This is a genomic window from Brevundimonas sp., assembly GCF_031412435.1.
Lineage (GTDB): Bacteria > Pseudomonadota > Alphaproteobacteria > Caulobacterales > Caulobacteraceae > Brevundimonas.
On record NZ_JANODA010000033.1, the window covers coordinates 1 to 11,919 of the forward strand.

11 protein-coding genes are annotated in these 11,919 nt (G+C 67.2%); 7 read left to right on the top strand and 4 right to left on the bottom strand.

Features of this window, described 5'->3' with window-relative positions; genetic code table 11:
• Positions 1–109 precede the first annotated feature (109 nt).
• On the top strand, positions 110–1,777 hold the full coding sequence (gene ettA, locus RMO01_RS06090) for an energy-dependent translational throttle protein EttA (RefSeq protein ID WP_309628151.1): 1,668 nt from the start codon (positions 110–112) through the stop codon (positions 1,775–1,777).
• Positions 1,778–1,805: 28 nt separating this feature from the next.
• On the opposite strand, the gene RMO01_RS06095 is transcribed toward ettA, so the two are convergent.
• From RMO01_RS06095 to RMO01_RS06110, 4 genes are all read right to left on the bottom strand, one after another.
• A complete protein-coding gene (locus RMO01_RS06095) occupies positions 1,806–2,234 on the bottom strand; it encodes a protease inhibitor I42 family protein (RefSeq protein ID WP_309628152.1) in 429 nt (142 codons plus the stop codon).
• A gap of 115 nt (positions 2,235–2,349) precedes the next feature.
• Positions 2,350–4,278, bottom strand: a complete 1,929-nt coding sequence (mdoH, locus tag RMO01_RS06100; protein WP_309628153.1) for a glucans biosynthesis glucosyltransferase MdoH — start codon at positions 4,276–4,278, stop codon at positions 2,350–2,352.
• Between the two features lie 154 nt (positions 4,279–4,432).
• Positions 4,433–5,062, bottom strand: a complete 630-nt coding sequence (locus tag RMO01_RS06105) for a DUF998 domain-containing protein (protein ID WP_309628154.1) — start codon at positions 5,060–5,062, stop codon at positions 4,433–4,435.
• Positions 5,059–6,237, bottom strand: coding sequence for an acyltransferase family protein (locus tag RMO01_RS06110; RefSeq protein ID WP_309628155.1), 1,179 nt, complete (start codon positions 6,235–6,237; stop codon positions 5,059–5,061). Before RMO01_RS06110 ends, RMO01_RS06105 begins: the two co-directional genes overlap by 4 nt.
• A gap of 202 nt (positions 6,238–6,439) precedes the next feature.
• Here RMO01_RS06110 and RMO01_RS06115 point away from each other — a divergent pair, with 202 nt between their 5' ends.
• The 6 genes from RMO01_RS06115 to RMO01_RS06140 form a co-directional block, all read left to right on the top strand.
• The gene (locus RMO01_RS06115; RefSeq protein WP_309628156.1) at positions 6,440–7,375 is read left to right on the top strand and encodes a 2-hydroxyacid dehydrogenase; all 936 of its coding nucleotides are present in this window, start codon (positions 6,440–6,442) and stop codon (positions 7,373–7,375) included.
• Between the two features lie 97 nt (positions 7,376–7,472).
• On the top strand, positions 7,473–8,285 hold the full coding sequence (locus RMO01_RS06120; RefSeq protein ID WP_309628161.1) for a DUF6065 family protein: 813 nt from the start codon (positions 7,473–7,475) through the stop codon (positions 8,283–8,285).
• 52 nt (positions 8,286–8,337) lie between these two features.
• The gene (locus tag RMO01_RS06125) at positions 8,338–9,312 is read left to right on the top strand and encodes a metalloregulator ArsR/SmtB family transcription factor (protein WP_309628157.1); all 975 of its coding nucleotides are present in this window, start codon (positions 8,338–8,340) and stop codon (positions 9,310–9,312) included.
• The gene (gene metF, locus RMO01_RS06130) at positions 9,312–10,265 is read left to right on the top strand and encodes a methylenetetrahydrofolate reductase [NAD(P)H] (protein WP_309628158.1); all 954 of its coding nucleotides are present in this window, start codon (positions 9,312–9,314) and stop codon (positions 10,263–10,265) included. Before RMO01_RS06125 ends, metF begins: the two co-directional genes overlap by 1 nt.
• Positions 10,262–11,344, top strand: coding sequence for a homocysteine S-methyltransferase family protein (locus RMO01_RS06135; protein WP_309628159.1), 1,083 nt, complete (start codon positions 10,262–10,264; stop codon positions 11,342–11,344). Before metF ends, RMO01_RS06135 begins: the two co-directional genes overlap by 4 nt.
• A partial coding sequence (locus RMO01_RS06140) for a dihydropteroate synthase (RefSeq protein ID WP_309628160.1) occupies positions 11,345–11,919 on the top strand: 575 nt, incomplete at its 3' end.

An 11,919-nucleotide genomic window follows, 5' to 3' on the forward strand; every position in this document is an offset into this window, starting at 1 on the left:
CCTTCAAACCGCCTCGCCGGGCCCCTAGGGTTTGCCCTTCGGCGCGGCGGTCGCTACATCCCGCGCCTACCTCCCCATTCGATTTTGACGACAGGGCGCACCGCACCTCATGGCGCAGCAATATATTTTCCAGATGCAGGGCCTGACCAAGGCCTTTCCCGGCGGCAAGAAGATCTTCGAGAACATCTGGCTGAGCTTCTACAACGACGCCAAGATCGGCGTCGTGGGCGTCAACGGCTCGGGCAAGTCGACCCTGCTGAAGATCATGGCCGGCATCGACCCGGAGTTCACCGGCGAGGCCAAGGCCGCCGACGGGATCAAGCGCGGCTACCTGGAGCAGGAACCCCACCTCGACGACAGCCTGAACGTCCGGGAGAACGTCGAGGCCTGGTGCGAAGAGAAGCAGTGGGTCAACCGGTTCAACGCCATCGCCATGGAAATGGCCGAGGAATACACCGACGAGCTGATGGCCGAGATGACGGCCCTGCAGGAAAAGATCGACGCCGGCGACGTCTGGGACATCGACAGCCGCATCGAGATGGCGATGGACGCCCTGCGCTGTCCGCCCGACGACTGGGGCACGGCCAACCTGTCCGGCGGTGAGAAGCGTCGTGTCGCCCTCGCCCGCCTGCTGCTGTCGAAACCCGACATGCTGCTGCTGGACGAACCGACCAACCACCTGGACGCCGAAAGCGTCGCCTGGCTGCAGCATCACCTGGAAGCCTTCCCCGGCTGCGTCATCCTGGTGACCCACGACCGCTACTTCCTGGACCTGGTGACCAAGTGGACGCTGGAGCTCGACCGCGGAAAGGGCATCCCCTACGAGGGTAACTACTCCAGCTGGCTGGAGCAGAAGCAGAAGCGCGTCGTGCAGGAGAACTCGGAATCCGAGGCTCGCCAGCGCGCCCTGACCCGCGAACTGGAATGGGTCCGTTCGGGCGCCAAGGCCCGTCAGGCCAAGTCCAAGGCCCGTCTGGCCGCCTACGAGCGGATGGTGACCGAGCAGGAGAACCTGCGCGGCGCCCAGACCCACGCCCACATCCAGATCCCGCCCGGGCCGCGCCTCGGCAATGTCGTGCTGGAGGTCGAGGGCCTGCAGAAGTCGTATGGCGACAAACTGCTGTTCGACAACCTGACCTTCAAACTGCCCCCCAACGGCATCGTCGGCGTCATCGGCCCGAACGGCGCCGGCAAGTCGACCATGTTCAAGCTGATCACCGGCCAGGAGACGCCGGACGGCGGAACCATCAAGGTCGGCGAGACGGTCAAGCTGGCCTATGTCGACCAGTCGCGCGATGCGCTCGACCCCAACAAGACCATCTGGGAAGAGATCTCGGGCGGCACCGACGTGATGATGGTCGGCAAGCGCGAGATCAACACTCGCGCCTATGTCGGCAGCTTCAACTTCAAGGGCGGCGACCAGCAGAAGAAGGTCGGTCAGCTGTCCGGCGGTGAGCGCAACCGCGTCCACCTGGCCAAGACCCTGGCCACCGGCGGCAACCTGATCCTGCTCGACGAACCGACCAACGACCTGGATATCGAGACGCTGCAGAACCTCGAGGAGGCCCTGGAGGAGTTCGCGGGCTGCGCCGTGGTCATCTCCCACGACCGCTGGTTCCTGGACCGTCTGGCCACCCACATCCTGGCCTTTGAAGGCGACAGCCACGTCGAATGGTTCGAGGGCAACTTCGAAGCCTACGAGGAGGACAAGAAGCGCCGCCTCGGCACCGACGCCCTGATCCCGCACCGGATCAAGTTCCAGAAGTTCGGACGCTAAAGACCAGACCGGCCCTGCGGGGCCGGTCTCAGCGCACTACGATCGTATAGGTCGCGGTCTCGGCGGGGCGAGTGTTCGCCTCCCAGGCCCGGCGGTAGGCGAATGAAAGACGGACCGTGCCCGGCTGCGCGGCCAGGAAGCGCCATGAGGTGGTTCCTCCGACCCCGACCATGCCGGGTTCATGCGGGTCGGTGACCTCCTCCCCGAACGGCGTCCCGGGGTTCAGAATCTCGATATTCGATCCCGAAAGGGTCCAGGCATAGCCGGTGGTGGCGTTGCTCGGCAGGCTGATCCGCAGGGTCTGTCCGACCGCCAGCGTGGTGCGGCCGTCGCGTACGCCCTGCACCTCCCCCACCGCCGCCTCTCCGCTGGCAGGCGGAGGCGTCTGGTCAGCCGGGGCGGCGCAGGCGCCGACGGCAATCAGGGTGGCGATGGAAACGATCCGGGCGGCGATCATGAGCGTGTCTCGGCGCGGAAGCGCGCCCGGCCATCACACCGTCGTCGATCGATAAGTCAACCAGCCGACACCTGACGTCCGCGGGCGTTGGTCCGCGCCCCCGATCAGGTCCGACCTAGCGCCGCGCCCAGACCGGAGCCTGACCCTCGAACACCGGACGGCCGGCCGGGTACAGGACCACAGGCGAAACCGCAACCGTGTCCTCGTCCGGCGTCACCAGCCAGCCCTTGCGGGCGAAGGCTTCGCCGGTGCGTCGGCGCGAGGTGAAGACGGCGATCGGGGCCGCGAACAGCAGAGGCAGTACGATCGGGGCGAACCAGGTCGCCAGATCAGGGCGGATGAGCAGGCCGAGGCTGAACATCAAACCCGTGATCATCTGCCAGCGCATGGCGGCGAAGGCGTCCTTCCAGCTCAGGCCGTCGGCGCTGCGCTGTTGCGTGGTCCAGCCGGCGTCGTGGCCGCTGAAGATCTGGATGACGGCCCGGGTGTTGGCGACCATCAGGATCGGAGCCAGGGCGGCGGACAGGGCGATCTCGAGCGTCATGCCCTTCATGATCTGGCGCACGCCGCCGAAGGCCCGACGCTCGCCCGGACGGGTCAGGACCAGGGCGAAGCCCATCAGCTTGGGGCCCATCAGCATGACGCCGCCGAGCAGCGAGGCCAGCATGAAGGGCGAGAGCTTGGGGTTCAGGATGTAGAAGAAGGAGGTCCAGTCGACCGGGCTCTGGAGCTGCATGACCATGCCGACGATCAGCGAGGCCAGCCACAGGGGCGAGGACAGGTAGGCCATGCAGCCCATCGCCAGCTGGAGGCGGCTGATCGGGTTCAGGCCCTTGGCGCCGATCAGGGCGAGGTGCTGCAGGTTGCCCTGGCACCAGCGGTGATCGCGACGGATGAAGTCGGTCAGGGTCGGCGGCGTCTCTTCGCACGATCCGTCCAGGGCGGCAGTGACGTGGACGGCCCAGCCGGCGCGGCGCATCAGGGCGGCCTCGACGACGTCGTGGCTCATGATGTGGCCGCCGAAGGGCTTGCGGCCCTCAAGCTCGGGCAGGCCGGCGCAGTCGGCGAAGGCGCGGGTGCGCAGGATGGCGTTGTGACCCCAGTAGCTGGCTTCCGAACCGGCCCACCAGGCCAGGCCGGCGGCGGCGACACGGCCGTACAGGCGCACGCCGAACTGCGACAGGCGCGCGAACAGGGTCTGGGACTTGATGATGGTCGGAGCAGTCTGGATCAGGCCGACGCCCGGGTTGCGCTCCATGGCGTCGACGAGACGCAGCACGGTCTCGCCGGCCATGGTCGAGTCGGCGTCGAGCACGATCATGAAATCGTAGGCGCCGCCGAAGGCGCGGGTCCAGTCGGCGATGTTGCCGGCCTTGCGCTCGATGTTCTCGGTGCGGCGGCGATAGTAGAGTTTGCTGCCTGCATGCGCGCGCAGCGCCTGGCAGACCGACAGTTCGGCGGCGGCGGCCTCTTCCTTCGTCGAGTCGCTGAGCACGAACAGGTCGAAGGCCTCGGACGCGCCGAGGCGCGCGAGGGAGGCGTCGAGCGCGGCCAGACGGGCCAGGGCCTCGCGGGCGTCCTCGTTGTAGAGCGGCATCAGCAGGGCGGTGCGGCGGGTCGGCAGCGGCGGATAGGGGGCGAAGTCCATGTCGTCCTGCTCGCGGCCGGTCAGCAGCACGATCAGGCCGGCGAAGGTCGAGCAGAACCAGCAGGCGATGGCCGTGATCAGGACGGCGAACAGGGTCAGCGCGACGATCTCGAGCGGCTGGAAGCCTTCGCGGGCGCACAGGATCACCGGCGCGATCATGGCCAGAAGGGCGACCGCCAGGGTCGAGCCGAACACGATGAAACGACGGGTCAACAGGCCATCGGGACGCGACGCCAGCCGGTCCGTGACCTGGCGCGAGGCATCGTTGAAGGTCTGGCGCGGCATGGCCAGCGGGGACTGTTCCGGCAGCCAGGGGGTGGCACCGGCATAGGCCGGGACCTTCTGGACTTGACCGTCGAGACCATAGACCCGTGCGGTCGAGGCGTGGCCGCTCATGCAATATTCCCCTTGGCGCGCGCGGTCAGAATTCGGGCACTGTTGTTGCGCCGCACCATTCCGGCACTCTCGTTCACTCTTCCGCGATTTTCAATCACGGAATGGTGATAACGGCACTTTTTGTTGCAAATGCGTTGTCGCGGCGCGCCCGGCCTCAGCGGACGAGGGCGCGCCTCATCAGATGGGCCGCCACGCCCACCCAGCCGACCAGAACGATCGCAAAGGCGCGCTCCCAGTAGCCGACGTTGAAATCGTTCACCGTTCCGGGAAACACGAGGTGTTTGGTCAGCACGGTCAACACCGCCATCATCACGAAAACCCCGACCAGGAAGCGCTTCAGACGGGTCAACTCAAGGCTCTGCCGCAGTCCGACCAGCAGGAAGACCGGCGCCAGCTGGATCCCCAGCCCGAGATTGATCGCCATATGTCTGGGGTCAGGCCAGGGATAGAGGCTCGACATCACCAGCCCGATCCCGGCCAGTATGAACAGCAGGCCGACCAGCACCGCCGAGACCGGCGACCGGGTCAGGATGACGACCGCGAGGCCGAAGCCGATCCCCGCCACGCCCGTCAGGACGCCAGCGATCATCACCCCGAAGTTGAAGATCCAGGGATGGGCCGCCGTGGCGCCGCCCAGCTCGCTCAGATACTGGCGCGCGTGGTCGAACCCGACATAGGACATGGCCGCGACAAGCACCGCCAGGAAGGCAAGGATCGGCGCAGCGATGCCGACGAGCAGCAGGCCGCGCGCCGCCTGTCGCAGCTCGGGTCGTTCGAAGTTCATGCCGGGTCGCCGCGCTCGGCGGCCGGCAGGCTCGGCCCCGCCGACGGCCGGGCCTTCAGGGGTTTGAGGCCCCAGATCGGCCGGATCAGCGGGATGCGCCGCACGATCTCGTAGATCAGCAGACTGCCGCCGATCGTGATGACGGTCAGGACAGGGGCTTCGATCCAGGCGGGCCAGCCCTGGGCCTGGATCAGCCACACCGCTACGACGAGGATGGTCTGGTGGGCGAGGTAGCAGGTGAAGACCGCGTCGCTGAGGTAGTGCAGCACCCGGCTGTCGGCGCGGCGCAGATACAGGCTGCCGAAGCCGAGAATGGCGGTGATTACGGCCCACTGGTCGATCCCAAAGACGACCCCGCGAGGGATTCCCCAGAAGGCGCCGCCGCCCGGATGCGCGGTCTGCATCATCATGATCGGCAGGGCGATGACCGCCAGGATCAGGCCGACCCAGCGATACCGCTCCAGATCACGCCACACGCTTTCCTGACGCACCACCAGATAGCCGAACAGGAAGGCGCCCAGCGACAGGGCGTGATTGTACCAGTCGTGGGTCAGCCGGTTGGTCAGGCCGAACATCGGGAACAGGGTCAGGCGGATGACGATCAGATAGAGGATCGGGACGGCGATGACGCGCCAGCCGGATAACAGCCGCGACAGACCGGCCTCCGCACGTTCGAGATCCGCAGGCCGCAGCATCAACAGCACCGCCACCGCGCTGTAGACCGCGATATAGATGATGAACCACAGGTGGTTGACCGGCACCCCGTTCGAGAGTCCCGACAGGCTGAACTCATGCCACCACCAGCCCGGCAGTCCGCCGCTCCAGCCGCCCTTGTCCACCGCCTCGATCCACGACTGGATCGGCACCAGCACAAGCGTCCCGAAGATCAGCGGCGGAACGAGCCGCTCCGCCCGCGCCCGGGCCACCTGACCGGCGCTCCGGCGCGCGGTCATGAACCGCAGCGCGGCGCCCGAGACCAGGAACAGCAGGGTCAGCCGCCACGGGTTGGTGATCAGGACGCCTTCGCGCATCCACTCGAAGGTGTGGGTGCTGTGCATGTGCCAGTCGTAGGGCGCATAGACCAGGCCCACGTGGTACAGGATCAAGAGGCCGAACGCTGACAACCGGATCCAGTCCAGGTCGAGGCGACGGGCGGGACCGGAGGCGGGCTGCACGGCGCGTCTATGATCGACGGAGCGTTGTCTGTCCACGGCGCGTCCGTCCTGCGCCAGAGCATGATCGTTTCTGCCGGACCCGCTTTGCGGGTCCGGCATGAAGCGTGAATCATGCTCTCGCTTTAATCTGGAGCCTGATTCACGGCTTCAGCGGAATCGAGAAGCGATTCCACCTCAGCCGATCAGGCTCTAGGATCAGCCCATGCCCCATCGCCCGCACGTTCTGATCATGCCGTCCCTGCTGGGGCCGCTCACCGGGTTTCTGGAGAGCGCCTACACTGTGCATCGACTGTGGGAGCATCCGCCGGTCGAGGCGCAGGGTTTGATCCAGGCGGTGGTGGTGGCGGGAGAGGATCCGCTGGACACCAGGGTGATCGAGCGGTTGCCGAACCTGAAGCTGATCGCCTGTTTCACCTCGGGCTATGACGGCATCGACCTGGACTGGTGCGAGGCGCGCGGCCTGCCGGTGACCCATGCGCCGGCGGTGAACCACGAGGATGTGGCCGATCACGCGGTGGGGCTGATCCTTGGCTCGGTGCGGCGGATCGTGGACGGCGACCGGACCCTGAAGGCCGGCGGGTGGTCGATGGATGCCCGGCTGATGACGCCGTCGATGAAGGGGCGTCGCGTCGGCATCGTCGGCCTGGGGCTTATCGGCGAGGCCGTGGCGAAACGCGTCGAGGTCATGGGCTGTTCCGTCGCCTGGTGGGGGCCGCGGGTGAAGGACTCGCCCTGGCCGCGCGCAGGGTCGCTGCTGGACCTGGCGCGGGATTCGGATGTGCTGGTCGTCGCCTGCCGGGCGGACGGGACCAACCGGGGCCTGATCTCGGCCGGGGTGATCGAGGCGCTGGGGCCGAACGGGCTGCTGGTCAATGTGGCGCGCGGGTCGCTGGTGGACGAGGACGCCGCGATCGCGGCGCTGCAGGCCGGACGGCTGGGCCAGGCGGCGCTCGACGTGTTCGAGACCGAGCCGACGCCGGCGACACGCTGGACCGATGTGCCCAATGTCGTCCTGACGCCGCATACGGGCGGCGCGACCTCCGAGGCCGTGCAGGGGATGCTGATGCTGCTGATGAAGAACCTGGCGGCCGCCGTGGCCGGAGAGCCGCTGGTCACCCCGGTCGTGCGGAGCATCTGAGACCGGCCTTGCGAAGGCCGTGGTCTGCGCGGCAGGGTGGGGTCGCTCCACACGGGACCAGCCCTTGACCGATATCGCCGCCCAGACTGACACAGCCCTGACGCTGGAATGCTATCCGATGCGGGAAGACCCGCCGCGCATGGTCCCGGGTCGGCCCGAACGCGACTGGATGGACGAATTCGCGGGCCGCCATCCCTATCGCTGCCTGCCCCTGACCATGGCCAACACCACGGGGTGGGAACTGTTGTGCCCCTTCGGGTTCGAGGCCGAGTGGGACGGGCGGATGGGAGCGGATTCCATCACGTTCCGGCCCGATGACGACGCCCTGTATTTCGATCATTTCGCCGCCTCGCATTTCACCGAGGGGGTGCTGACGTTTCACACAGGCTGGCTGTTCCGGACGCCGCCGGGCTGGGCCATGCGGGCCTCGGGCGTGCCGAACCGGTTCAAGCACGGGATCCAGGCTCTGGAAGGTCTGACCGAGACCGACTGGCTGCCCTACCCGTTCACGATGAACTGGCGTTTCACCGCGCCCGGCGTGGTGCGGTTCGAGAAGGACGAGCCGTTCTGCTTCCTGCAGCCGGTCCAGCATCACCGGGTCGAGGACTTCGTCCCGGTGCGCGCGAGTATGGACCCGGACGGCGACCTGGCGCTGCAGTACCGGAAGTGGTCGGAGGTGCGGACCGACTTCAACACCCGGATGGCCGCCGGCGACCCCGAGGCGATCAAACAGGCGTGGCAACGGTTCTATTTCCGCGGCGAATTCCCCGACAGGATCGCCGACGCCCCGGTCGAACACGTCAACAAGCGCCGTCTCGCCCCCCTGCCCGACGCCCCTTCGCCGGAGCCTGCGCCGCCGTCGAAGGCCCATGTGGGCTTCCGCACCTGGACGGCACAGACGAAGGCCTGACCGACGGTTTCCTTCTTCACATCATATAAGGATATCCTTATATGATTACACTATGTCGCTGACCGCCGACCAGACTGTTGAAGCCCTGCGCGCCGCCGGCGAGCCGACACGGCTGCGCATCCTGTCGCTGCTGGCCGGTGAAGAGCTGTCGGTGATGGAGCTGAGCCGTGTGCTGGAACAGAGCCAGCCGCGCGTGTCGCGTCACCTGAAGCTGATGGCCGACGCCGGTCTGATCGAGCGCTTCCCCGACGGCGCCCGCGTCTTCTACCGGATCTCCCACGAGCCTCTCGCGCGGCGGCTGATCGACACCGTGCTCGACCTGCTCGACGACGGCGAGGGCGAGGGCGACCACAGGCGTCTGGACGCCGTGCGCGACGAGCGGGCCACCGCAGCCGCGGCCTATTTCGAACAGGTCGCGCCGAGCTGGGACCACATCCGCTCGCTGTACGTCTCCGAGACGGCGGTCGAGAACGCCATCGAACGCGCGGCCGGGTCGGGCCCGTTCGAGCGCGTCGTGGACCTGGGCACCGGCTCGGGGCGGATGCTGACCCTGCTGGGCAAGAAGGCCAGGATGTCGATCGGCCTCGACCTTTCGCAGAACATGCTCAACATCGCCCGGGCCAATGTCGCCAGGGCCGGGCTGGACAAGGTCGAGCTCAGGCACGGCGACATCTTCGCGACCCGCCTGCCCGCCCAGTCGGCCGATCTGGTGCTTGTGCACCAGGTGCTGCACTACCTCGCTGATCCCGGCGCCGCCCTGGCCGAGGCCGCCCGCATCGTCAGCCCCGGCGGCAAGCTTCTGATCGTCGACTTCGCCCCGCACGACCTGGAGCGCCTTCGCGAAGAGCACCAGCACCGCAGGCTGGGTTTCGCCGACGATGAGATCGGGCGCTGGCTGGCCGAAGCCGGTCTGGAAGCCTCCGCCGCCATCGCCCTGCCCCCCGACAAGGCAGGGCTGACCGTCACCATCTGGACCGCGACCCGCCCGCAGACGCTGGCCCCTGTCGCATCAAGGAGCGTCGCCTGATGGCCGCTACAGTTTCCCCCCTCGCCGAAGCGCGCGCCCTGTTGCTGTCGCCGCTGGGGCCGGTCGCCCGGGCGGGCCAGAACGCCAACCCCGTGCGTGTCTCGTTCGAGTTCTTTCCGCCCAAGACCGACAAGGCCGAAGAGACCCTGTGGGAGGCCGTGCGCCGGCTGGAGCCGCTGAACCCCGAGTTCGTCTCGGTGACCTACGGCGCCGGCGGTTCGACGCGCGAGCGGACGCACCGCACCGTGCAGCGGATGCTGACCGAGACGACGCTGAAGCCCGCCGCGCACCTGACCTGCGTCGACGCCAGCCGTGACGAGGTCGACGAAGTCATCCGCGACTACAAGGCGATCGGGGTGAACCACATCGTGGCCCTGCGCGGGGATCCGCCGGGCGCAGCGGGGATTGGCGGCGCCTATCAGCCGCGCGCCGACGGCTATGCCAACGCCACCGAACTGACCCAGGCCATCAGCCGCGTCGGCGGCTTCGACGTCACGGTCGGCGTCTATCCGGAACAGCATCCGGAAAGCCCTTCGATCGACCACGACATCGATGTGCTGAAGGCCAAGATCGACGCCGGCGCGACCCGGGCGGTCAGCCAGTTCTTCTTCGACATCGACGCCTTCCTGCGTTTCCGTGACCGGGTGCGTGCGGCGGGGGTGACCATTCCGCTGATCCCGGGGATCATGCCCGTGTCGAACTTCGCCGGACTAGTGCGGATGTGCGGCTCGTGCGGCGCTTCGGTGCCCGACTGGCTGGCCGCCCATTTCGACGGGCTGGACGACGACCCGGAGACCCGGAAGCTGCTGGCCGCCTCGGTCGCCGCCGAGACCTGCGCCCGTCTGCAGGAGGAGGGCTTCTCCGACTTCCATTTCTACACCCTGAACCGCGCCGACCTCGTCTATGCGATCTGCCGCGTGCTGGGCGTTCGGGAACAGAAGGCCGCCGCATGACCCGTCCCGAACGCATCGCCGCCCTGCACAAGGCGGCCAGGGAGCGCATCCTGGTCCTCGACGGATCGTGGGGCGTGATGATCCAGCGCGTCGGTCTGGAGGAAGCCGACTTCCGCGGCGACCGCTTCGTCGAGGCCAATGGCTACAACGAAAAGGACCAGATGAAGGGCAACAACGACATCCTGTGCATTACCCGCCCGGACGTCATCAGTGACCTTCACGATCAGTATTTCGGCGCCGGCGCCGATATCAGTGAGACCAACACCTTCTCCGGCACGGTCATAGCCCAGGACGACTACAAGCTCGACGAACAGGCGGTCTGGGACATCAATCTGGAGGGCGCGAAACTGGCGCGCGCCTCGGCCGACCGCTGGACCGAGAAGGAGCCGCACAAGCCTCGCTTCGCCGCCGGCTCGATCGGGCCGCTGAACAAGATGCTGTCGATGTCGTCGGACGTGAACGATCCGGGCGCGCGGCTGGTCACCTTCGACCAGGTCTATGACGCCTATCGCCACCAGATCCGCGCCCTGAACGAGGGTGGAGTCGACCTGTATCTGATCGAAACCATCACCGACACGCTGAACTGCAAGGCCGCGATCAAGGCCATCAAGGACCTGGAAGACGAGGGCATGGAGGCCCTGCCGATCTGGATCTCGGGCACGATCACCGACCGCTCGGGCCGGACCCTGTCGGGCCAGACCGCCGAGGCCTTCTGGAACTCGGTGCGCCACGCCAAGCCGTTCGCCGTCGGCTTCAACTGCGCCCTCGGCGCCGATCTGATGCGGCCGTTCATCGCCGAGCTCAGCCGGGTGGCCGACACCCTGGTCGCCGCCTATCCCAACGCCGGCCTGCCCAACGCCATGGGCCAGTACGACGAAGAGCCCCACGAGACCGCCCACTCGATCGAGGAATGGGCCGCGTCGGGCCTGGTCAACATCGTCGGCGGCTGCTGCGGCACGACGCCCGACCACATCAAACACACGGCCGAGGCGGTCGCGAAACTGCCGACGCGGGAAATCCCCGAGCGTCCGGTGGCGATGCGGCTGTCAGGCCTCGAACCCTTTGAACTGGTGGCCTGAGTGCGTCCTGTCTTCATCAACGTCGGCGAACGAACCAACGTCACCGGTTCGGCCAAATTCAAGAAGCTGATCGTCGAGGGCGACTATTCCGCCGCCCTGACCGTGGCGCGCCAGCAGGTCGAGGCCGGCGCCCAGATCATCGACATCAACATGGACGAGGGCCTGCTGGATTCGAAGCAGGCTATGATCACCTTCCTCAACCTGATCGCGGCCGAGCCCGACATCGCCCGCGTGCCGGTGATGATCGACTCCTCCAAATGGGAGGTGATCGAGGCCGGGCTGAAATGCGTTCAGGGCAAGCCGATCGTAAACTCGATCTCGATGAAGGCGGGCGAGGCGGAGTTCCGCGAACAGGCCGTGAAATGCCTGCGCTACGGAGCCGCCGTGGTGGTCATGGCCTTCGACGAGGTCGGCCAGGCCGACACCGCCGCGCGCAAGATCGAGATCTGCACCCGCGCCTATCGCATCCTGGTGGACGAGGTCGGCTTCCCGCCCGAGGACATCATCTTCGACCCCAACATCTTCGCCGTGGCGACGGGGATCGAGGAGCACGACAACTACGCCGTCGACTTCAT

Coding starts and splice junctions, on each gene's coding strand:
- RMO01_RS06095 (WP_309628152.1), bottom strand. CDS start 2,234: ATGATCGCCGCCCGGATCGTTTCCATCGCCACCCTGATTGCCGTCGGC.
- metF (WP_309628158.1), top strand. CDS start 9,312: ATGGCCGCTACAGTTTCCCCCCTCGCCGAAGCGCGCGCCCTGTTGCTG.
- mdoH (WP_309628153.1), bottom strand. CDS start 4,278: ATGAGCGGCCACGCCTCGACCGCACGGGTCTATGGTCTCGACGGTCAA.
- RMO01_RS06125 (WP_309628157.1), top strand. CDS start 8,338: ATGTCGCTGACCGCCGACCAGACTGTTGAAGCCCTGCGCGCCGCCGGC.
- RMO01_RS06115 (WP_309628156.1), top strand. CDS start 6,440: ATGCCCCATCGCCCGCACGTTCTGATCATGCCGTCCCTGCTGGGGCCG.
- ettA (WP_309628151.1), top strand. CDS start 110: ATGGCGCAGCAATATATTTTCCAGATGCAGGGCCTGACCAAGGCCTTT.
- RMO01_RS06135 (WP_309628159.1), top strand. CDS start 10,262: ATGACCCGTCCCGAACGCATCGCCGCCCTGCACAAGGCGGCCAGGGAG.
- RMO01_RS06105 (WP_309628154.1), bottom strand. CDS start 5,062: ATGAACTTCGAACGACCCGAGCTGCGACAGGCGGCGCGCGGCCTGCTG.